The sequence below is a fragment of the Mycoplasma sp. 4404 genome (assembly GCF_034863325.1).
Classification (GTDB): domain Bacteria; phylum Bacillota_I; class Bacilli_A; order Mycoplasmatales; family Metamycoplasmataceae; genus Mycoplasmopsis.
The window spans coordinates 191951-216567 of the sequence record NZ_JAYFFE010000001.1 but is presented as its reverse complement, the minus strand read 5'-3'; the positions used below and the strand labels follow the sequence as shown (position 1 = coordinate 216567).

Genomic DNA, 24617 nt, shown 5'->3' with positions numbered 1-24617 from the left:
ATTTTTTTGGTTTTTAAAAAATACAAAAAAATCAGCACTATTTTTATCTAGTACTGATTGATTTTAATTGTTAATTAACTTCTTATTTTTTCTTTCTACCAAATACAAAGATTAACATACCAATTAATCAAGATACAAATGAAGCAGCTACAAAGTATGGTCAGATTAAGATTGGTGATGCTTGTTTTAATTTTTTATCAATAATTGTTTGTTTAACCACATCTTCATTTTTATAAGAGTTAAGATTATTTAAAATTTCATATGAATCGGCAATTGCTTTATTAATTGCATCTTGTTTATCTTTAGATAATTTTTCAAATTTCTTAGATTTGGTTAAATCCACTAAATCATTTTTAGCTTTAGCCAATTCTTCAGCATCAACATATAATTGAGTAATTTGATTATGTTTATTATCAAATTCTGTGCTTGTAGGATTATTATCTAAAATGTTATTGATTAATGTTGCTTTGGTTGTGTCATTAAGCACATCGCTCGCTTTAACTTGTTGAATTAATTTGTCTTTAGCTTTAACGTTATTTAAGTTATTTATAAAGCTTGAATCATTAACTAAATTCAATGTTTCACTAATTAATTTATCTCTGGTTTCGTCAGAAATTTTGTTGTCTTTAGCTTCTTGATGTAATTGATCAATTAAGTCTAATCTAGCTTTTTCATTGTCTAATTTATTAGTAAATTCTTCGTTTGTTTCATCTAATTCTCTAATGTTTTGAGAAATTGAATCTTTTTGTTCTTCAGTCAAGTTTGGATTTTGTCTAACTTGATCAATTGCTTCTTGTTTTTTGTTAATGTTTTTAGCTATTTCATTGTATTTTTCATCTTTTGGATCGTTAGCTAAAACATCTTCAACTAATTGAGCTTTGTCTTCTTGGCTTAAGTTTGGATCTTCTTGAATTTCTTTCAATTTATTGAATTGATCACGAATTTTATCAAGGATTACTGGAGCTTTGTCATCGTTTCCCTTGAATGAATTTATTTCATCGATTAAAGCTTCTTTTTGTTCGTTTGGTAGATTTGAAGCTTGAATTTCGTCTATTAATTTTTGTTTTTCTTTAACCTTATCAATTTGGTGATTTAATGCTGGTTTAGCTTGTTTATTTTCTAATTCAGCAATTTCATTAGCTAAATTGTTCTTTGATGTTTCAGGTAAATTATCATCGTTTCTAATTTCTTTAATAGCATCTTGTTTGATTTTTTCATTGTTTAACTCTTCATTAAATTTAGGACTATTAGGCTCAATTTTGGCTATGTTTTTGCTTAATTTAACCTTATCGTCTTCTGTTAATGAATCGTCATTATTTAATGTTTTATATGCATCTTCTTTAGCTTTGATTTTACCAAGCACATCATCATAGTTTGCTTGTGTTGAATCTGCTTTAAGAATGTCATCAATCAAGTCTGCTTTTTGTTCTGGAGTTAAATTGTCATCATTCTTAATTGTTTCAATTAATTTTGCTTTATCAACAATTTTGTCTAAATTGTTTAAAAATTCTTCTTTAGTAATTCTTTCATCGTCGTTAGGAGATTGAACATTATTTAATTGGTCAATTAAGGCTGTTTTTTCTTCATCTGTTAAATTAGGATTATTTTGAATTTTTTCAATTGCTTTATTTCTGAAGTAATCATAGTTAGTTTCTCCATCAAGTGCTTTTTCAGCTGCTATTAAGGCTTTTTGTAAGTCTTGAACTTCTTTTAAGTTTAAGTTATTACCACTAGGAGCAACTAACGCATCAACTTTGGCTTTAACATTATCATAATTTGTTTTTGGCTCTTCGGTTGCTGCTACATATTTATAATTTCCTTCTTGGGCTAAATCATTAGCTATTTCTTGAGCTTTAGCTTTAATTTCTGCCATTGCGTTATCAAGAAGTTTGGCATCTTCGCCAACTTGTTTAAGGTCGGCAATTAATTTTTTCTCATTTAATGATTCTTTAAGGGATGCTTTTTGAGCATCATTTAAATGTTCTAAAGCATCGATATCAGCAATAATTTGTTGTTTTACTTCATCAAATTTCTCATTGCCATCTAGTGCTTGTTCAGCAACTTTAATGTTATTAATTAAGTCAGCAACTGCTTCTGGACTTAGTTGAGCACCACCATTTTCTTTGTCAACTAAAAATGTAGCGTCATTTAATAAATCATCATATTTATTGCGAGGATCTTCATCAGCATTTAAGTATTTAGGTGTCTCTTTAACTGGTGCTTGATTTGCTAATTCCTCTTTCAATAAGCCCATTTGCTCATTTAAGTTAGTTGCATTAGCAACAATTTCGTCAATTTCTTCTGGTGATGTTGCATTATCAATTTGAGTAGTTAAAGCTGCTTTTTGTAAATTATTAATGTGTTCTAATTCTTCTAATTTAGCTAAAGCTTCTTCTCTACGTGTTTTAATGTTTTCTTCACCATTTAATGCAGCAATTGCATCATGAACTGCTTGGTTTTGGTTTTTAATTCTATCTAAATCAACAATATTATTAGTATCTGAATTTGGCTCATTTAATTGAGCTAATAATTCTTTAGCTGCTTCGATGGCTTCATCATAATTCCCTTTTACATCATGTTCTGAACCTGTGTAATGAATTGAGTCTTTAATACCACTTTCACCATTAATATTCTCTTTAAGCATTTTGGTTAAATCGTTAATTTGCTTGTTCTTAGCATCGACTGCATTAACATCAGCAATTGATGTTTGGGCATTGATTTGATCAATTAAAACTGTTTTTTGAGCATCTGTTAAATCAGTATAAGTTGGATTATCTCCAGTGATTTTAGCAATCGCTTCATTTTTAGCTCTTTGTAATCTTTCTTCACCATTTAAGTTGTTGATTGCTTCGTTTAATTTCTTGATTGCTTCATTAACTTGGTTTAATGATAAATTAGCACCATCAGTTTTATTTAAAGCGTTGTCACGATTAGTAATTTGATTGTTATATTCAGCTTGTCTATCTTCAAATGCTTCTTTATATTTGATGCTATCTTTATCAACAGAGACAATTTCGCTATATGTTTTCATTGCGTCATCTAATGATGTGGCATCATTTTCAAATTCATTAAGTTCAGCTAATGGAGTTTTATAAACTTTATCAATTAAAGTTGCTTTTTGAGCATCATTTAAATATTGCTTGTCATTAATAAACTTAATCAAAGCTTTTTTGGCTTCATCATCAGCTTTGGCTTGGGTTAAAATGTCATTAAGATTTTTGTCATATTTTTCGCCATCTGTTGTATTTAATTCAGCCTCATTAACAGCTTCTTTATAAGCTTGTTTTTCTGCTGGTGTTAAATGTGTTAATTTGTCTATTTTATTATTAACGTTAGTTTTAGCTAAGTTTAATGCTTGGTTTAGATAATCAACCACTTTTTCATTACTTAACTCTTTGTCATCGGCATTAATTAAATTGATTAACGCTTGCTTGTTGGCAGGGGTTAAGTTATCAAAATTGTTTAATTTGTCTTTAAGATCGCTTCTAATACCATCTAATAGGTCTTTAGCTTGATTTGCTTCACTTACTTTGGTGTCTAAATTAGTAGCTTCACTGTTAAGATCATCAGCACTTACAGAAGTTAAGTCTTTGTTGCTTAATTCATCTAAAGCATCTTGAAGATTTTCAAGTGCTGTGTCATAAGCGTCTTTATTTTCTTTATCTAATTTATAAACATCATTGTTTTTGTAATTATTTAATTCAGCTAATTGTTCTTTGGTATCGGCAATTTTGGCATTTAATGTTTCTGCTGCTTCTACAATAGTTTCAGCATCTGCTTGAGCGTCGGCGTTAGCAATATTTTCTTTTAATTGTGCTTTTTGATCATCAGTTAAATTGTTTAAAGCATCAATTCTTTCGTTTAATGCATTTTGGTTTTGATCACCATTTAACTCGCTATAAGCAGTTTTTAAATTGCTTAATACTGTTTCAACAGCACTCAATTCTGAGTTAGCGCCATTAGTTTTATTAAGTAATTCTTGAGCCTTTAATAAAGCATTATCATAAGCTTGTTTTTTATCAGCATCTGCTAAAGTATAAACAATGGCTGTTTTAGCATCGTCGTTTTGATCATCTTCAACAACTTTATTAGTTAAAGCGTTTAATTCGGCTTTAACAGCATCACTTAATTCTTTCATTTTGGCATTTAATGTGCTTGCTGATGTGCTACGGGTTTCAATTGCTTCAGTTGAAGTAGCTGATTTTAAATCTGCTTTATAAGCATCTAATTGATCGTTATTTAAATGAGGGTAATTATTTGTTGCCTCAGCAATAGCTTTTTCAATTTCTGCTTTAAGTTGAACTTTAGCTACTTCATTAAGAGTATTAGCTTTTGCTAATTCATCTAATAAAGCTTGTTTTTTTGTTTCAGGAACATTGTTATTAATGTATTCAGTAACTTTTTCTTTTTCAGCTTGTAAAGTTGTTTTAAAGCCTGTTAAAGTAATTTTTCTTGTGTTAGTTGAAACAACTGCTGGGTTTTGTGGGTCATTATTTGAATTTAATATTGCTTTGGTTGAAGCAATTTTGAATGTTATATCTAATGTACCATTGTCATTGTTTGGCGATAATTCAATACTGTTTAAATAACCTTCAACATCTAAGTTTGCCGGGTTGTTAAACGCTTTAATAGCTTCTTTAGCAACTGCATTTGGTAATTGATTTCTATCAATTGCGTTAGTATCATTTTCATTAATAGTAAATGGAATATTTGAATCAGCTAAAATAGCGTCCACTCTTTCTTGTTCAGTCAAAGTGCTTAAGGCATTATCGTTATTTAATGTATAAACTTTAGTTGATTGAACACTTTCAAGATTTTCTTTAGTTGATTGATATTTGTAACTTAAGTCTAATTTACCTGTTAATTCATTTGGATTTGAAATAACTAAATCAACTGGAGTCACATTGTCAGGCATAGTTGAAGAAATGAATTCAATTTCATCAGTTGTAATTTCACTTGCTGTGTCTGTAGCTTGTTTTGCATCTTTAACTTTAGCTAAAGCAAGAGATAATTCATTTAATCTTGCTACTTCTTCTTCATAACGTTGTTGACCGTTTAAAGCTTTAATTGCGCCTTTAATTTTTTTGTTTAAAGCATCAATTGTTTCTTTATTCATTAAATTATCATTATTGTCAGTATTTAAAGCATCTACTAAATCTTCTGCTTCTTTAATTACTCCACCTTTTTGATTGCCGTCTTTAGTTGGATTTCCATCATAAGCTTCTCTTAAGGCGTTAGTAGTATAAGTATAATTATTTCCTGCTGTTACAGTATCTTGATCTGCTATGTAATCACGCAAGGTTTCCATTGAAGAATTTAATGAATTATTAGTTGCATCTTGAGTAGTAACACCTTCAATTGTTGTTTGTTCATTAATTAAAGCAATTGCTTTTTCTTTTTGTTTGTCAGTTAATGATGAATAATCGGAATTAATTTTTCTAATCGCTTCATCTTTAGCTTCTTGTAATTTTTCATCACCATTTAAATTACTAATTGCAGCTTGAATTGCTTTAGTTCTAGTTTTAACTTCTTCTAATGATAAATTAGGTCCTTTATTTTTATCAACATCGGTTTTTTGTTGATTTACTGCATTATCCAAATCACTTTTATTATCTGCTTGAGTATAATCTGTGCCTTGTTTAATTGTTTCGATATTATTAGTTGCATCTTTGTAAGCTTCCATTGCATCATTTAAATCGCTTGCATTTTGTGCAATTTGATCTAATTGATTTAGATTAGCTTTATCAATTTCATTTTTAAGTGCTGTTTTTTGTGCATCATTTAAATTTTTATAATTGTCAATTGCTTTTTTTGCTGCATCTTTTTGATTTTGTTCATATTCAGCTTGAGTTAAAAAGCCAGTTCTAGTTTGTGTTGCTGAAATATTACTATAAATAATATTATTGGCATTAACTGCTTCTTCAGTAATTGTTACTAAATCTTCTTTAGTTCTTGTAGTTTTTAATTTATATGTATACGAAACTGAACCAGCAGTATCATTAGCTGTAGGAGATGATAAATTAGTTAATTCAACTTTATTAGCAGTTCCATAATTATCTGCTAAATCAATTGTGTAATCAGTATTTAAAGTTGAATCTGAAGCACGTTTAATAGGGTCTGCAGTGATGTCAAGAATTGTATTTTGATTAGCATCTGTGTCTTGTTTGACTAAATTATTTAATCTAGTAGATTCTGTTTCAAAACCTGTGATTTCTGCAGTTTTTTCTTTAGAAATTGCACTTGCATTAACAGTTGATTGCAATTTATATGCAATTTTAATTTTACCGTCTATATCGTTATAACCAAGATATCTAACACTACCTTCATAAATTTGTGTTTTTGTTGGTAATACTCAAGTAATATCTTCGTCGTTATTATTTCTATTTACAACAGATGAAGCTTGAATATTTGGTTTTTCACTTGCATCTTTATAATTTGGAGTGGCATTTAGATTATTAACTCTATTTTGCTCATTAGCAAAACCAGTAATATCATAGGTTTTATTTTCAGTATAAACATTAGTTTTATCACTTGATTTTACTACTCTATAAGTAACAGTTAAAGTTCCTGTGTCATTATTACCACTAATAGAAATAACTTCAGTTTCTAAACCGTCGGCATCAGGAGAAATACTTAGTTGAGAAACTAAACTTTTGTCAGCATTTGTAGGTTCAATGTTTTTATCTGGATAATCAAAAGTAGCAGTATAGTCTTTAATTCTGCCTCTTTCATTATTAATATCAGTTCATTTATCAACAATTGCTTTAATGTTTTTATCTGAACCTATTAAAATTTTGTCAACAAACGGTTGATTTGCATCATAACTATCTTTGTAAAGAGTAGCATTATCTATTTCTTTTTTAACTTGAGTTTTTTCTGTTTCTGTTAACTTATTTAATGCTGAAATTTGAGTTTTAGCTGTTGTTTTTGCAGTCACTAAAGCACTAGCCATATGATCATTTATTTTTTTAATAAATTCATTATTTAGAATAAGTTTGACTGTATTTTCATTATAAGAAAAAATATCGAATGTACTCAAAGCACTTTTTAAATTATTTTTAGCACTTGTTTTTTGATTTGCGTCTAAATAGTTAAATTTACCTATTTCGGTATTAAATTCATTAATTGCACCGTCAAGACCTTTTGCTTTTTCTATTCATTTTTTAGTAAAAATATCATTATTATCATCATAAAACTTTTTAAGAATAGTGGTTGATTCAAAAATATTTTGAATAGTTTTATCAGAAGCATTTGTTAAGTTTTTATCAAATGTATCAAGAGCTTTTAAATCAATCTGACTTGTAGAACTTGCAAATTCAAAAGAACCTAAATTATTAAAGTCATTTTCTGATTGTTTATAAGTTTCAATTTGTGACTTAACTGAATTTTTGTCATTATTTAATTTATTAACTTTACTAATTAAATCAATAATTGCCTGAATTTGTTCGTTTGTAGCATCTAAATTAGCAAATGGATTTAGTTGGCTTTTTGAACTAAGATTTTTAACTTGATCTTTAATTGTATTGATAATAAGGTCTTTAGCTTTATTGTAATTTCCACTATAAGTTGAAGAATTTTGTTCAGTAATTGGATATTGTTCTATTTTTGCAAAATATTTTTCAATTTCAGTTTTACCACTATTTATTACAGCAGTTAAATTATTATTAAGTGCATTGTAGACTGAATCCATTGAAGTTTTTAAATTATTATATGATGCACCACTTGGAGTAGAAATTGAATATTCTGTAGAAGTAGTTCTATCGATCGCACCAGATTCAGCATTGTATTCAGTTGAACGGAAATTAATTTTGTTTATATTTCTACTTATTATTGAATCTAAAGTATCTTTAGATGATTTTGTAGCTAAAGCATAAATGATTTTGTTAGTTATATTTGCATTGTATTTTGGATCATAAACATTATTACTTAAAGGAAAATCACGAATTTCTTTATATTTTTTTTCAATTGTTTCTTGTTGCTTATCAAGAGTATCAATTTTCTCTTTTCATTTAGTTAAAAGGGTACTATCTGAATATTGCTTACTTGCTTCAAATCCTGATTCGTTATCTAATACCATTTTTAAATAATCTTTTTGACCTTTATTTAATCATTGTTTATTATCAACATATTTCTTAGCTAATTCAAGATCAGTATATGTATAAGTAATTGAATTGAATTCGATTCCATCACTATCAAATCTACTTGACGGTAATGGGGTAGCGGTTAATGAACTACCATTTTTAACTTTTCATTTTTTAGCATCTCTACTATTAATTGTACTTGTTAAACGTAAAGAATTTGTACTATTTACTGCTTTTGTATCTTGATAAACACTTTTGGTACTAATTGTTTTTTTGTTTCTATTAATTCCATCTTTATTAATCTCATAATTAATATTTGAATTTCCATTTTCAGTAATTCTTAAAGTCGTTTCCGGAAATGCATCACTCTTAGGATCATAAAGATCAGAACCAAGTTCTGAATCAACAAGTTCTAAAGTATAGAATTTTTTACGTTGAGATTCAGATCTATCAGCTATTTTTCAAAATCCAGAAACAATTCTTTGATTATCGTCATCATCTTTTTGACGATATTCAGCTGATCCAAAGAAAGATTTATTGGTTGTTGATGAACCGGTATTACCAAAAAATGTTGTAGTGCTTGGGTTAGCCACATCATTATATGGCTCAAATTCTACTTCTGCCACTGCTCCGGCAACTAAATAATCAAGCTTTTTATCCATTTCTATATTGAAGACAAATAAACCACCTTGATTGTTATATATAATGTCAGCTGGTCTGTCATTATTAATAAGGTTTTTTTGGAATAAACCAAAATTTACATATGAACCGCTACTATTTGATAATTGAAATCCTCTTGATCTAATATCTGACATATTGGTTGGAGTAGATACCAAAATATCATACATTCCGTTATGTTTTTCTGAAGATCTATAATTGTCTCAAGTTCTTTTTTGACTAAGTAAATCAGCACTCAATCCATTTGTATATGATGTTGGAATATTTTTGTAATAAGGCAAGTATGCATAATTAGTTAATCATGCTTCTAAAGTATCTCCAGCTTGAGAAGCACGAAGAGGATCTTTATTTACTCTTTGTGCTTTTCCAATTCAAGGTGAAATATCATAATCAGATAAGTTAGCATTTTTTTCTTCTTTTAATTTGATAGTATAAGTTTTTTGTTGTAAAACATTTGAATTATTTCTATCATCAACTTTAATATACAAGTGAATTTTAATATCACTTGCTATTTTCATATCATTTGAAAAATAAAATGCTCCTGTATAGAATGTTGATTGCGCACCTTGAGTTGCAGAACCATGTAATGGTTTATTAACTAAGTTGTAACCTATTTTAAATCTTTTGGTATCAGTACTTGGATTATATCCATTTCCATTTCATCACGGTCCATGATCTACACTTTTATCTCTAAAACCATCTACTTGTCAAGAATAAAGTGTTCCACTTTCTGTTGCGTAATTAGTACCTGTTCAATCGGAAACATTTACGTTGTTTGGAAAACCTGGATTTGTGGCATCAAATAATCTAAATCATGAATCCCCAACTGCTCGATATTGTCAATTAGCATTGGTGTCATTGAAATTCTGATTACCGTTTGAATTAAAAATATTTATATATCTATATGGCGCATATCTGGCATTATGATTTGAAGTTGGAAGTGAATTATAGTTCTTTCAAAGATTATCCTGCAAATCAATATTAACTTTATCAAAAGTTCAATTAGTGCCTAAAGTAGTTTTACTTTGCACATTGGTTGAGCTTGTAGTTGACGAAAGAGTCAAAACAAGTCCTGCTAATGGTACTGATGCAGGAACAATTAAAAGGCTCCTTTTTAATGCTTTATTTTTCATACATATCTCCTATTCTATATATATATATATATATGTAATATAAGTGTCAATTGTATCAAAATTATTAGGAGAATTATGAAAAAATTAAAACTTTTTGAAAATTGCATCAATTTCAGGTGTGACGTTAATTCTTGTGGTATTTGTTGCTTCTTGTGAAAATTCTAAACAAAATAAATAAACAAGCACGCTAAAAGTGGATAGAAGGGTTAATTAGACATAATATCATCTCAACGTTGTTGGAGTGTTTTTCAATCTAATTTTGATTGAATACTTTCATTAAAGTATCAAAAAATAAACTCATTAATTATTTTGCTAAGATCATCAAAAGTTATCTTTGTTATATAAATTAGTTTTAAACGTTCAGATTTTAAAATGGAAAATAAATATTCTGCTTCTCTGTTGTATGACGAATTGCCAACTCTCCCCATTGAAACAACGCCATTATTTTTAGATATTGTTCGCAAATAATTCTTAATTGAATATTGGGAACAATGGCTTGAATGTGCTATTCATTGTTTATTCAATTTTATTTTTGATATGTGTTTCATAACTAAATCTAAATCATTTATTTTTGACAAATTGTAATTTACAATAAATTTAGTTTTGTGGTCAATGGCAATTGACAAAAAACAAAATTGTTTTCAAAATCATTTTTTGACATTAAACCTTTCTTATAATCATCATAATCTGAAAAAAGTTATAGTAATTGTTCTTGTTTTATTTGTTTAATAATCATCTCTTAATATCAAAAAACACAAAATACGGTTTTGTCCATATTTTGTGTCCTAGTTTAGACAATTTTGTCTTTTTTATAGGTTTTTTAGGTTAATTGACATTGATTTTTGTAATAAATGTATCCATATCAATTCATTCATTTTTCGGATAGAAAGCACCAGTGTCAACAAAGTATTTATAAACTTGTTCCATTTTAGCAATGTTAGCTTGATAACCTTTTTTGTGGTCAATGTAATAAGTATCACGAGATAAAATGTTAAAGGTATTTGCTAATGGGAAGTTTTGTATATTGACAAAGCTTTTCATTTTTTCTAAATCTCAACTGAATGTTTGTTTTAGGAATGTCATTGTGGTTAAAAGGACTGTTGTTGTACCTTGTAAGCCATATAATTGAGTTCTTGAATTATTATTTTGATCAAATAATACTGATGTGCCTTTTTCAATGTTATGATAATCAATTGCCAACATATTTTCTCAAGCAATTGTAGGATTTAATGTAATTGTATTAGCATATTCTTCTTCGCCAACGAGCAATTTAATGTATTCAACAGCATCTTGAGCACTATAACTTGGATGCAATTTAAAGAAGTAATTATATTGATCAGCAGGATATAACTCTTTAATTTTGGCGAAATAAGCTTTGACTTCATTGTAAGCATTTTCATTTTGATTCAATCTTCAACCTCTCTCATTTTTTTTAAATAATGAAGAACCCATAAAGATTAAATTCTTTTTGTTTGCTGAATAATTGTTTTTACCTTCAACAATAAGATCTAAAAAGCTCTTGCCATAAATTTGATTTAAGCGTTCAAAGTCTCCTTGATAATCAATGTTTTCGGCAAATTGCATGTAATCCTTATACATAAATGGATTAATTGGATATGACTTAATGTTTAATTTAGCTCAAGCTTTACCTGCGTTTTCTAATCTTTGATTAAAAGCATTAATGTATGTGTTTTCTAAGTTGTAAATTTTAACTTTCTCTTGTAAAGTGAAGAAATAACGACAATCAATAGGCATTTTAATATATTCATCTGCTTGTAAATCATTTCAGTGTTTAAGCAATTCTGCTTGAGTATATGATTTACCTGTTTTTAAAGCAAAATTTAAATAATAATTCTCAATAAAATCATAAGGCTGAGAATTACCATCACTTAAAATAACTATTTTATTGGCATGTTTAAAAATTCAATCTCTGACAACAACGCGATCTTCATCGGATAAAGCTATTAAAGATACATCAGGTATATAAAAATCAAATTTATCAATTCCAGCTTCTAGATATGGTTGTAAATAAGTTGTTAATTCTTCTAAAGTTGTTGGTATTGTTGAATAAGCTTTATCCTCTTGGTTGTTAGTTGTATATTTCAAGTTGTCTAAAACTAATAATTTTCCATCTTTAGCATTCATTTCACCTGTTTCCGTATTTAGTACAGGTGTAAATTTGTTTAATAAATACTTAAAATTAAACCTTTGACTTTCTGGATTTTCATTAGTTTTGCCAATGTCCCAAACAACTTGATCAATTAAATAAACAACATCGTTGTAAGGTTGCTTTTCATTGTTAGCTGCGTTTAAATGACCAACAATTTGCATAAATGATGATAAAAATACTTGTGATGCGTTTCTAGAAAGAACAACCGTTGGATATGAATTATCTGCTGAGTCTTTTAAATCAGCGTAAAAATCTCTAAAATCAGCTCCTGGAGTAACTTCTGGATTTAATAATTTAATTTTTGATGAACTATTTTGTAATTCAGTTAAATTTGTTGAATTTGTCTTATTTGTTCAAGGATCTTTTGTTTTTTTCGCACATGAAGCTAGCAATGCTGTAGGAATAACCGATAATGGGGCAATTGCACAAAATAATTTTCTTTTAAATTTTTTCATAGGCAAATTATAATGTTTTTATTTTTAATCATTAAAATAAGCATTTTTTAATTAATTAATAACAATTAATAAATATTTATAAATAAAAATGTTAATTAATAAATCTCAATTACTGTAATGAATTTAATTCATAAATAAAAAAGACAAAACTATTATTACTTAAACTAATTGTTCAGAATAACCTTTATATTTCATAATTGTTTCTTTTTAATCTCCTTAATTCTTCAAGAATGCGATAATAAGTTGTGCTAAAAAGGTTAGTATTAAGAATGCGGTTAGCATTATCAAGTGCAATGGGTTTAGTTGTTTGTAAATCAAAAACTAATCTTAATATTGCTTTTAGTCCTCAATTAATTAAACATCCGTTATATCATTTTTCTTCGGTGGTTTCTTTGTTTAGACTAATACTATTACCAAATCTAATGGCATCCATTTCAATTAAACCAAACGGTTGGTTGTAATTAATTAACCACCAATTGTTAATCAAAGCAATGATTTGGTTAATATCATTTGCAAACATTGTTTCTAAATGTCTTGAAATATTAGACGGTAATAGTTTCATTTTCTCTCCTTTGTCTATACAATTAGATTTTAATATTTATAAAATTTTATAAAAAGATTAAAAAAGTAAACTGGGTCACGAAATATGAACAATCCATATTTTGTGACCCATTTTAAAAGTTAAATATTTTATTTTGAATATGTTTCGAAAATAATTTTAGATTTCTTTTTATCAATAACGTTGTTTAATTCTTCTATTGATGCATTTTTAACATTTTCAAATGTCTTAAAATAATCTAGAAGTTTTTTGACAGTTGCATCACCAATCCCTGGTATTGAGTTTAAATCTGATTCTCTGAATTTATTTAAATATTTATGTTTCATTTTACTTTTAGCATACCTGTCAACTTCATTTTGCATTCTTGTAAACAAAAATAAAGCATCTTGTGAAATATTAATTATTTGATTTTTATCATTAATCAATTTTTCAGTTTTGTGTTTTGAATTTTTAACAAGACCAAAAACTTTTATATTTTCAAATTCTAATTCTTTTAATGCATATTTTGCTTCTTTTAATTGTTCAAACGATCCATCGACAATAAAAATATCATTTTCGTCAATATTTAAAGGTTTTGCAAATGTTTTAACAAATTTAAAAACAGTTAGATACATAAGTTCTAAATCAGAATGCTTGCTCATTTGTTTAAATTCTTCTTCATGATTAAAAAATCTATAATTCTCATGAATTTTTTTACCGTTTGAAAAACAAACTGAAACTCCTATTGGATTTTCTAAATATCAATGTGAATTATCAAACAAATAAATATTTTTAATTTTATTTTCAGCATTTAAAATATTTTCTAATTCTTTTTGAGTTTTAATATTGATTTCTTCTTTTAAAATTGCATCATTAATATTAATCTTTAAATATTCATTGTTATTTAACAATGATAAATTCAAGATTTCTAAGAATAATCCTTTTTTAGGGAAGGTGATTTTATTATTCAGTTTTGTATTAAGTTGAATTTGTTCATATTCACTTTGCAGAATAATGTGATCTGGATAATCTTTATCTGAATAGTATCTTTCTAAATAATCAGATACATAATCAATTACATTCTCAATGTAATAGTTATTTAATTTATTGATTTCATTATTGTGTGCAGTTTGCACTCCATATCTATAAAATAAACTTTGTATAGATATGTGTTCATCTTTAACAATGAATGTATGCACATCAATGTTTTTGATGTTTTGAAGTTCAACTAATTGCGTATCTTTGATTCTTTTTAGCAAATGATAAGAATCATTATATTCTTTAGCAAGTTCAAAATCTCAATTTTCACTTGCTTTATCTCTTAAAGAAATTAACTTATCTAAAAAGTCATTATTTTGAAATTTTAAAATTTCAATGATTTTGTCAAATTTGTATTTTGACACAGAATAAGCTTGATTTTTAATTGGTAATCCATTTTCATACATAAAAAATCTAGTTAAAACCTTTAACAAATGTTTAAACTCGTGTTGATTTGAAAAAGGGCCATATGAAAATGTTGTATCTGTTGTTTTAGAATATACATAGTTTTTGTATATTTCTAATTGGTCTTTAGTATTTATATTTAATTTTAAATATGGATATCTCTTATCATCAAGTAACTTAATGTTATATTTGGGTTGATATTTTTCAATATAGTTCTTTTCAGCTAAAAAAGCTTCTTGATCTGTATTGTATGTAACAAAATCAAAATCATAGATTTCATCAATCATCTTGTATGTCTTATAAGAGTTAATTGAATTATTCAAATATTGATTTAATCTATTGTTTAAATCAATAGCTTTACCGATGTAAATGACTTGGTCTAATTCATTTTTCCATAAGTAAATTCCACTCTTATGTGGAGTTTTTTTAATCTTCTCTTTTATTCTGCTTATTCTTAAATCATCGTTCATAAGATATATTTTACCTATTTATTTTTAAAAAAATATAAAGAATATAACCATAAGGTTATTTATTAATGTATAATATTATCAAATTATTAATAACATTAAAGTAATATGAAAGTACAAAAGGAGTAAGTAATGACACAAATAAAAAACTATATCTACTTTCTACATAAGGTAATTTTAAAGAAAAAAAGCAGTTGAATCTTACCTGCTTTAGTTGGGACAATAATGATTGTCCTTTCAATTATTATTTCAATTATGAATATACAAAACAAATCACTAGTTATTTATTGTGCTAGTTTTGGATTGTTATTTATAACTATCTTCTTTTCTTCATTAAAGTCAATTAACTTATATAAAGATTTAGAGGAAGAAGGTTTAGAAATAATTACATTTTCTAAACCTATATCCAGAAAAACTATTTTTATAAGTAAACTGTTAATGTTTTTATTAATGGGGTTATATTGAGCATTATTTTGTTCTTTATTTAATTTAATATTAGGATTAACTTTAAGATTAGATGCTAGTTACTTTGTAGCATTCGTATTTATCACGCTAATCACAATATTTTTAGCATTTATCTTCTTTGGTTCAATCGCTTCATTAATAAGCTATAAACTTAATTCAAAGATTGCTATAACAGTCCCACTGTTATTCAGTATTCCGATGTTTTTAGCTGGAGGATTTATCTCATCAAACTCAACATCAACAGCTAATAACTTTGCTTACTATTTAAATTCTAAAAACCCTAATCAACCATCAGGTAATGATTCAAATACTAATTACTTTTATTTAGATAACAATAAAGATAATTACTACATTATCCCTAACGGATACGATGCAACGAGTTTTAGTCAAAAACAAGATGCATACTTATCAGAGGCATACAAGATTTCAAAAAACTCATCTACTTCGTGAAGTATTTATTCTTATTTAGCAATTCCTTATCAAATGTTAGAAATATTCAACATTAATAATGAAGATATATTTAATAAACTAAATAATCAGAACACTAATAATTTAAGTGATTACTTATATTACAAGAATACTGATTCTCAAGTATATTCATATATTCTTGAGAAACAACCAAACCTACGTAAGTATCAAATAAGTGCAGATAAGCAGCAATATATAGTTCCTGGTGCACTTAAAAATCAATCATCTATTACAAATATCATCAACACAGATATCATCTATGCAAGAGATGGCGCTTCGGACTTTAACATTATTTACCCAGAAGACAAATACAACTTTGTTACATCTGAAAACTTAGTCGGAAAACTAAAATGAGAAAATATTCAGCAAATATTAAAATCAAATGTATTTAATAGTTTTACAAACAAATACTTTGCTCAATTATTTAATTCAGAAGAATTACAAGAATATGTAAAAAACAATGATTTGGTTTCAATTAAAAACTTCATCTTAAACAATATTCAAAGAAACTTAAATGATGAAGACTCTGAATTAAACAATTTAATTGATAACAACACAAATGTTCTTGATGAAAATGCTATTAAAAATAAATTAGTTAAATCAAAAGTTGAAAAACAAATTTATTTATATTCAGCACTTATTTACTACATTTACTTTACATACAATGATTCAATTTACTTAAATGCTCTTTTAGTAAATGATGACTACACAGATACATATGCACCATCTCAATTCAAAGTTAGATTAGATGATTACAATTATCAAATCGGTGGATTTGAAACATATGTACCAAAACAACAAATCATCAATGACCAAATTGTCATCAGATACGATTTAACAAAATCAAATAACTATTTATTTGCTACAACAGATCAAATTTATTCAATTCAAAGAAACAAAAAAGTTGTTAATAAATCAATCTTTGTTGTGATGTGAATAATCTTAGGAGCTTCTCTATTAGCTGCAAATACACTTTTATATATTAGAAAGGATTATAAATAATGAATAACACAAGTATTAAAGTTCAAAATTTAACAAAGATTTATAATCATAACTCTAATGAGAAAAAAGGAGTATTTGGTTTAAGTTTTGAAGTACCTAAAGGTTCTTTCCACGCATTTATTGGAGAAAATGGTTCAGGGAAAACAACAACAATCAAATCAATCATTGGTTCATACACAAACTTTAGTGGACAAATTTACATTAATGGAATTATTAACTCAGATCCTAAATCAAAAGCAAAACTTGGTTATGTTCCTGAAAATGCAATTTTCCCTAAAGAATTAAATGTATTTGAATATTTATACATTGTTTCTTTATTTGGAAACAAAAACAAACAACAATTAAAAGACAAAATCAATAACTTTTTAGAAAAGTTTGAAATCTCTGATTTAAAGAAAAACAAACCTAACAACTTATCATCAGGTCAAAAGAAAAAAGTTTTATTAATTCAAGCATTATTAAACGACCCTGATTTAATCATTCTTGATGAACCTGCTGCTAACTTAGACCCAACAGCTAGATTTAAATTGTTTGAAATATTATCTGAATTAAATAAACAAGGTAAGACAATAATTATCAGTTCTCACATTTTAAGTGAGATTGATAAGTATGCAACTTCATACACACTTATTCATAAAGGTAAATTAGTTTCAACAGGACAAAAACATAAAAGTCTTGAAGATATCTATTATGAAAAGATTATTCAAAATTAAGCTTCTTGCACCTTTATTGTTCTTACCAACAATAGCACTCTCTTGTACTAATACAACAGGAAACACTACTCCACAAGTTTCAAAAGAAAAAAGACCACATCAAGCATTTCTAAAGAAATTAGGATCTTCTGAATTTATAAATAATTCAAGAGATTTGAATTTATATATAAATGCACAAAACAATATTCCAGATGAATTTATTAAAGAAATTCAATCATCATTGGTATATGCGCAAATATTAAACAATCCGATTTTAGAAAACAACACTCAAATTCAAGATACATTAAAAGCATCAAAAACATTAGAAATGCTATTTAGAGATAACTGATTTTGATACTTAAGTAATCTAAATAAATTCAATTACTATTTAAACTTTTATCCATCAAGTTTCAAAGATAAAAAAAATGATGCTGGTGTGAATTTAACATTAGCAAAATACACAAAAGCAACACAAGATGGTATTAAGTTAAATATTGATTTACATAATTACAAATTGAACAAATATGTTGTTAAAAATATTCAGTTAGATAGCAACTCAACTCTTCAAAGTTTAGACGTGATTTACGTTGTCCTAAACGAAAATTTAATACTACCTGTATTTAAATATTCGCAAGAAGACAAAACACATTTAAAAGCATCTGCTGAAATCTTAAAAGTTGTCACTACAGATAACATTGATGCAACAATTGATAATTTGCACAGCAAATTAGTTGCTGCACACAATAAACTATTAAATGATGACATTGAATACAGTAAAAGTATAAATGTTGAAGATTTATCATTTATATATAAGAACTTTGATTATGCTAAATTTATTATGTTATTTAATTCATACAATTACTTTCAAAGCTTGTACTTAGCGTTAGAAGAAATTAATCAAGATAACTGACAAATTATTAGATACACATTAGTAGGAGTGCAAAATGATTAAAATTAAAAAAATATTAAGTTTAATTAGTTTGCCTCTTATTAGTGGAGTTGCAATTTCTTGTGCTAATTACACATCTTCAGATAAATTAGAAGCATACATAGATAACTCAACACAAATTAACCCTAAAGTTGAAAACTTGCAGCAAGTTAATCATAAAAAGATTATCGAAACTCTTTTAAACAACGTTTACAAACCAGAAAGTCAAAGAGAACGCAGTTTGTTTATATACAATCAAGAACAAGACACATCATCAATCATTCAAAAATTCAAAGAAATAACAACAAGTTACAAACAAGAATTTAGATCTGATGAATTAAATGATTCTCTTGCTGAAAAAAGCAGACTACAAGATCTCTTAGTCTACTTTTCAGGTGATGAAAGAACAGAAGCAGAAAACAAAATAACTGAATTAACAGCAAAAATTAATGAAATTAAAGAACATAATACGCCTGCTAAAAAAGAAAAATTCGCTAATAGTTTCTCAGATTTTATTTCAGAAAACTGATACTTTATCTTAAATAATTTAGATAAATTTGACTTCACATTTGTATCTTGATTATTAGATCCAATCGGAAATGGTTATACACTATCAGACGAATACCAACAATCATTAAAAACAAAAAGCGAATACAAAAACTACAACGTACCAAACACATACATTGATGACATCAAATTAGGTGATGAATCAGGCGAAATGTCTGATGCTAGAGTTTATTATTTAAAGAAAAATAAACTAGTTTTTAGAATTACTATTAACAACATTTTGCAACCTGTTTCTAATTTAAAATTAGAACCGTTAAACTGATACTTTGGAGATTTAAAAAATAACAAAATATCACTTAACTTAATTTCTAATATTGTTCACTCAAGATTTATTCACGGATACGAAACAGGATTAGTTCAATTTGAAAAAAGCATGGTTAAAGATCTAAGTTATGGAGAACCTGCTAATGTTTTCTTCTTATGAAAGGGGACTAATGAAAATTAGTAAATTATTTAAAAAGATTTTAATGATATGACCATTAAGTTTACCTTTAGCAACTTTATCTTTTACACCTAGCACAGTATCAAAAACAGATGAAACTAGCGAAAAAGAAAACGCTTTAAAACTTGAATGAAATAACTTTATTAAACAAGATTCAATTTGAAACTTACTTAACATCGTATATAAAGACGAAACCCAAAAACAAGCTTACATTGACTCACAATTTGAATTACTAAGCAATCCTGATTACAAACAGCAAATTAAAAATGCATTTGTATTTGGGAATAACATGACTCAATCATTTATTCAAGGAGAATTTGATTGAGGAACATTCTCAAGAATAAAACCATTTATAGTAAAACAATCAACTGCTCAAATAGATCAATTATTATCAACAAATTGACTATATGCACTATTCACAATTACTCAATTTGATTTAATTAAATCAACATTATTAGATAATGAAAACTTAGATGTCGCATCTAATGATCCTGAAAAAATTTATTCAAACTATGCAAAAATAAGTTCAAATCAATTCATTGATTATGTTTATGCAAAAAACAGTGATGAAACACTTGATGATTTATATTACTTGTTATCTAAAAATGGATTTATCTTAGAAATTGGAATTGAAAAGGATTGAGAAAATCCTGAATTACTCAAACCTAAATTACACGGATATGTAAAAACATTTCCAAATATTATCAATAATGACTATATATTAGACATTTTCGATTTAAACAAATATGTGCAGTTATTTGCTCCATTCGGTGTAGATAACTCTAACAAAGGTAACACCAATGAAATTTTATTTATAGACAATTATGGAGGGGTAAAATTAACATATACATTTGTTGATGTTAATTAACATTCATTATGAAAAAATTATTATTTTCACTTTCTTTGCTTAGTTTCTCGGCATTACCAATTGCTTCTGTAGCTTGCATTGATTTAACAGGTGGCAATCAATACAAAATAGATAAACCTTACGTAGTAACTAAATTTGATGAATTTTTAAAAGAACAAAACATTACATTAGATCCTAAATACAAAGAAAAATTAGATAACTTCACAAATGAAGATTTAACTAAGTTAAGAAGCAAATTAGCAACACTTAAAGACACAGTTTTAAAACTTAAAAAGGAAAACGAAGGTGTGCAAAAACCTGAATTTGCTGCTTCATTAGAACAAATGTCACAATTGCTATCTGAAAACATTTACATCTTCTTGCAATACATTTATTACTTTAACACTGTGTTTTATGATTACGGTTTATTATCATTTAACTTTGAAGATGATTCAAAACCAAGACATTCAGATGAGTATTTACACTATTCAATTAATCAAGTTAATAGTTTCTCAGAAGTTAATGCAACTTCAGGACATACACACTATACGTATATGACAAATGAAATCAAACCAGTCGGAGATATGTCGCCAACAAGTTTTTCAAATGTAACTGAATCAAATATTAAACCAGGTTACTATGAATTTTATGTTGCATTTTCAAACATTGTCTATAAGTTTTATGTAAAAGAAGAAAGTGGTGTTTCACAAATTATTATGGATCCAATTTGCTTTGCGTTTAAATCAACTTTAGGTCAAATTGATGCACAACAAATTGAAGAACTATACAATATAAATTTAGAAGAATTAGAACTAGATAGAGCAACCCAAATTCTTAAAACTTTTGAAAACACAACACAAAGAGAACTTAAATTTCCTCAAAGAAATATTATTTTCTAATAAACACGACCACCATAAGGTGGTTTTTGTTTTAAATTTAAAGTTAAAAATTCAATCAAATTATCACCATTGCAACACACTTATTTTTTATGGTCTTATAGAAAAAAATCACTCAAAATTTGACTCAAAAAAGTTAAAAAAACTAAGGACAAAATTAATCAATTTAGTAAAATAGCATTTATGAAAAGTAAGTCGCTTTTAATTCAAATTCTACCTATATCAAATGTATTAAAAGTATTCAATGATATTGATTATTCAACTAAAAAATACTTACGTGAAGAATACATTGAAAACTTATTTGATACAGTCTCCCTTTTAAAATAGCTATTAAAACTATATTAAGGAAAGGAGATTAAAAATAATGGCTATTAAAGTTAAAAGAAAAAAAGATAAGCAACCAATTATTGAATTAATTGACGTTGTTAAAGAATTTCAAAATAAAACAGTTTTACATAGTATTAATTTACAAATTCAACCAGGTGAATTTGTTACTTTATTAGGTCCATCAGGTTCAGGAAAAACTACTATTTTAAGATTAATAGGTGGTTTTGAGTGAACTACACGTGGTGAAATTAAATTCAATGGTTTAGACATTAAAGATCTTGAACCACACAAAAGAAATGTTTCAACAATCTTCCAAGATTATGCACTTTTTCCACACTTAAACGTTTATGGAAACATTGCATATGGTCTTAAACTTAAAAGAATTCCTAAAGAAGTTATCGACCAAAAGAAAGTAAAACTTCTTGAAGAATTAACTAAAAAATGAGATGCTTTAAGTCATAAAAAAATGGAACAACTTGACAAGTTACAAGAAAAATATGAAGAACAACTTGAAAACTTAAAAGAAGGAACATACCAATACAAGAAAATTCAAAAATGACTTGATAACTCAGACTTCGTTTATTCATATTGAGAAAGTTACACAGCATTAAAAGTTGAAGCATTCCAAAACCTACACTTCAAACGTAGAATGACAAGACAAGAAATGGATGAAAAAATTAACAAAATCATCGATCTTGTAGGTCTTACAGGAAATGCTGATAAAGCTATTTCTGAACTTTCAGGTGGTATGAAACAACGTGTTGCATTGGCTCGTTCACTTGTTATTGAACCTGAAATCTTACTTTTAGATGAACCACTTAGTGCACTTGATGCAAAAATTAGACAAAAAATGCAAGTGTTATTAAGAAGTATTCAACAAGAATTAGGTCTTACATTTATTTTTGTTACTCACGACCAAGACGAAGCTCTTGAACTTTCAGATAGAGTTGCTGTTATGCGTGATGGTGTTATTGAACAATATGACACACCTAAAAACATATACGACTATCCAGTTAACATCTGAGTTGCTAAATTTATCGGTGATTCAAACATCTTTGATGCTAAATTCACAAAACAAGGCAAAATTAAGATATTAAACAAAGAGTTCAAAACAATTCACGAAGCAGATGAATTTGAACCAGGTGAAGTACTTGATGCACTTATTAGACCAGAAGATATTGACATTTACTCAGAACCATCTAAAACTTCAAACAAATTATCAGGACACATTTCTGACATTTCTTACAGAGGAAGCTACTACTACATTAAAGTTGAAATCGATGAACAAACAGTTATTTATGTAGAAACATCTAAGAAATTTGAACTAGGTGAAAAAGTTTACTTAAGTTGAACAATTGACTCAGTCCATTTAATGCGTAAAGACGCTAAGTGAGATTATTCAAATAATGAATTCCAAAACTAATAAATTCAACTTCACTTTTGATAAAAAAACACATCTAGTTTGACCTTATTTCCTAATTGCGCTCTTACTTATTATTCTTCCAATTATTTTAATTGTGCTTTATGCACTTATTCCAAACGAAAGTTTTGATAACTGAGTTTTAATCAAGTCATCAAGTACTTGAAAAATTATGGGACGTTCATTATGAATCGGATTAGCAGCATCAATGTTATGCTTAATCATTGGATTCCCATATGCTTACTTTGTTTCAACATCTAAATCTAAGATTTTTAAAATTTGTGCACTTAGTTTAATAATTTCACCACTTGCAATTTTCACAATTGCTAGAATTTATTCAATTAAAGCCTTATTCTTAGGGATTATGGCACACAACACAAAAAGTTTAAACAATGAAGCATTTATGGTATTTGGGCTTATGTACCTTAACTTACCTTTAATGATTATGCCTTTATACACAGTTTTTAAAGATATGCCAAAAAATATCATTGAAGCAAGTCACGACTTAGGTTACAATCAAACTCAAACAATTTTCAAAGTTATCATTCCATATGGTATTAGAGCTATCTTAAGTGGTTTTGGTATGGTGTTCCTTGCGTCTGCTACAACCTTTGTTATCTCAGCAAAACTTCTGCCAGATGGTTCACAATATCAAACAGTTGGAGATATTATCAACTCAAGAGCAAACCCAGGAAATAAATTTGACTTAGCAGCAGTTTCTGTTTTAGTTATCGTGGTATCTGCTATTTTCTTAAGTATTTATGGAATTATTTTATTAACTCCTAAAATAATTTTCAGACTTAAAAAAGGAGCGCACTATGAGTAAATTCTTAAAAAGATCTTATATTTACATCATTTTAGCAATCGTTTATATACCACTTTTATTTGGAGTTATTTACTCATTTAACCAACCAACACCAAAAGGTCAATTCAACCCAACTTGAACTAAAGGGACATTTGAAAACTGGTTTCATTTATTTGACAACAACAGAGCAATGTCACTTGTAAACAGTTTACTTTTAGCGCTTATTGTAAGCTTTTTAGTATGTACAATTTCACTTGTAACTGTATATGCACTATACAGACAGAAGAACAAGATTGTTAGATCATACGTAAGCTCTACAATTAACATTCCTCTTATTAACCCAGACAACATTACAGCTATTGGGCTTGTTCTTGTCTTCGGTATCTTCTTTGGAGTTATTCAAACAGATAGCGAAGGATTTGGACGTGTTGTAGTAGCTCACACAATCATGACTCTTCCATATGCAATTTCACTTATGTTACCAAGAAGTGAAAAATTCAACAACAACCTTTACGAAGCAAGTCAAGATTTAGGATACTCAAAATTAAGATCTTGATTCAAAACTTACTTTGTTTATATGATCCCTTCAATTATTATGTCTGTAATAGTAGCTTCTGTTCTTTCATTTGATGATTTTATCATCACTAGAACAGTGTCTAATATGCAAACAGTTGGAACTGATTTATACGCAGGTTCATTTGAGCCTTGAGGACTTATTTTTGGTGCTATTATCCTTGTATTAACTATTATCGGAAACATTATTTACGTTGCAGTTAAGAAAGGTAAGAAATAA

Annotated in this window: 15 protein-coding genes; 10 read left to right on the top strand and 5 right to left on the bottom strand. The window is 27.3% G+C overall.

The features are described from left to right. Positions 1-82: 82 nt before the first annotated feature. The 5 genes from VBN07_RS00885 to VBN07_RS00865 form a co-directional block, all read right to left on the bottom strand. Positions 83-9892, bottom strand: coding sequence for a hypothetical protein (locus tag VBN07_RS00885; RefSeq protein WP_323177446.1), 9810 nt, complete (start codon positions 9890-9892; stop codon positions 83-85). Positions 9893-10098: 206 nt separating this feature from the next. Further along, on the bottom strand, positions 10099-10356 hold the full coding sequence (locus VBN07_RS00880) for a hypothetical protein (RefSeq protein WP_323177445.1): 258 nt from the start codon (positions 10354-10356) through the stop codon (positions 10099-10101). Positions 10357-10717: 361 nt separating this feature from the next. Further along, positions 10718-12517, bottom strand: coding sequence for a hypothetical protein (locus VBN07_RS00875; RefSeq protein ID WP_323177444.1), 1800 nt, complete (start codon positions 12515-12517; stop codon positions 10718-10720). 184 nt (positions 12518-12701) lie between these two features. After that, entirely contained in the window at positions 12702-13079 is a 378-nt protein-coding gene (locus VBN07_RS00870) for a hypothetical protein (RefSeq protein WP_323177443.1), read from the bottom strand. Between the two features lie 128 nt (positions 13080-13207). Beyond that, complete coding sequence (locus VBN07_RS00865) at positions 13208-14968, bottom strand: GIY-YIG nuclease family protein (protein WP_323176589.1); 1761 nt, start codon at positions 14966-14968, stop codon at positions 13208-13210. Positions 14969-15097: 129 nt separating this feature from the next. Between VBN07_RS00865 and VBN07_RS00860 the strand changes: the two genes are divergently transcribed. From VBN07_RS00860 to VBN07_RS00815, 10 genes are all read left to right on the top strand, one after another. Further along, the gene (locus tag VBN07_RS00860) at positions 15098-16900 is read left to right on the top strand and encodes an ABC transporter permease (RefSeq protein WP_323177442.1); all 1803 of its coding nucleotides are present in this window, start codon (positions 15098-15100) and stop codon (positions 16898-16900) included. After that, positions 16900-17613, top strand: a complete 714-nt coding sequence (locus VBN07_RS00855; protein ID WP_323177441.1) for an ABC transporter ATP-binding protein — start codon at positions 16900-16902, stop codon at positions 17611-17613. Before VBN07_RS00860 ends, VBN07_RS00855 begins: the two co-directional genes overlap by 1 nt. Next, positions 17591-18544 (top strand): aromatic motif membrane protein, encoded by a 954-nt coding sequence (locus tag VBN07_RS00850; RefSeq protein ID WP_323177440.1) that lies wholly within the window; start codon positions 17591-17593, stop codon positions 18542-18544. Before VBN07_RS00855 ends, VBN07_RS00850 begins: the two co-directional genes overlap by 23 nt. Further along, positions 18537-19532 (top strand): aromatic motif membrane protein, encoded by a 996-nt coding sequence (locus tag VBN07_RS00845; RefSeq protein ID WP_323177439.1) that lies wholly within the window; start codon positions 18537-18539, stop codon positions 19530-19532. The genes VBN07_RS00850 and VBN07_RS00845 overlap by 8 nt, the downstream gene beginning before the upstream one ends. Further along, the gene (locus VBN07_RS00840; protein WP_323177438.1) at positions 19522-20397 is read left to right on the top strand and encodes an aromatic motif membrane protein; all 876 of its coding nucleotides are present in this window, start codon (positions 19522-19524) and stop codon (positions 20395-20397) included. Before VBN07_RS00845 ends, VBN07_RS00840 begins: the two co-directional genes overlap by 11 nt. A gap of 8 nt (positions 20398-20405) precedes the next feature. Next, a complete protein-coding gene (locus VBN07_RS00835) occupies positions 20406-21275 on the top strand; it encodes a hypothetical protein (RefSeq protein ID WP_323177437.1) in 870 nt (289 codons plus the stop codon). Between the two features lie 180 nt (positions 21276-21455). Then, positions 21456-21599 carry a hypothetical protein gene (locus VBN07_RS00830; protein ID WP_323177436.1) on the top strand — a complete coding sequence of 48 codons (144 nt, stop codon included), beginning with the start codon at positions 21456-21458 and terminating at the stop codon, positions 21597-21599. Positions 21600-21636: 37 nt separating this feature from the next. Beyond that, positions 21637-23022 (top strand): ABC transporter ATP-binding protein, encoded by a 1386-nt coding sequence (locus VBN07_RS00825; protein ID WP_323176582.1) that lies wholly within the window; start codon positions 21637-21639, stop codon positions 23020-23022. Continuing rightward, positions 23006-23845 (top strand): ABC transporter permease, encoded by an 840-nt coding sequence (locus VBN07_RS00820; RefSeq protein ID WP_323177435.1) that lies wholly within the window; start codon positions 23006-23008, stop codon positions 23843-23845. The genes VBN07_RS00825 and VBN07_RS00820 overlap by 17 nt, the downstream gene beginning before the upstream one ends. Next, positions 23838-24617 (top strand): ABC transporter permease, encoded by a 780-nt coding sequence (locus VBN07_RS00815; protein WP_323177434.1) that lies wholly within the window; start codon positions 23838-23840, stop codon positions 24615-24617. The genes VBN07_RS00820 and VBN07_RS00815 overlap by 8 nt, the downstream gene beginning before the upstream one ends.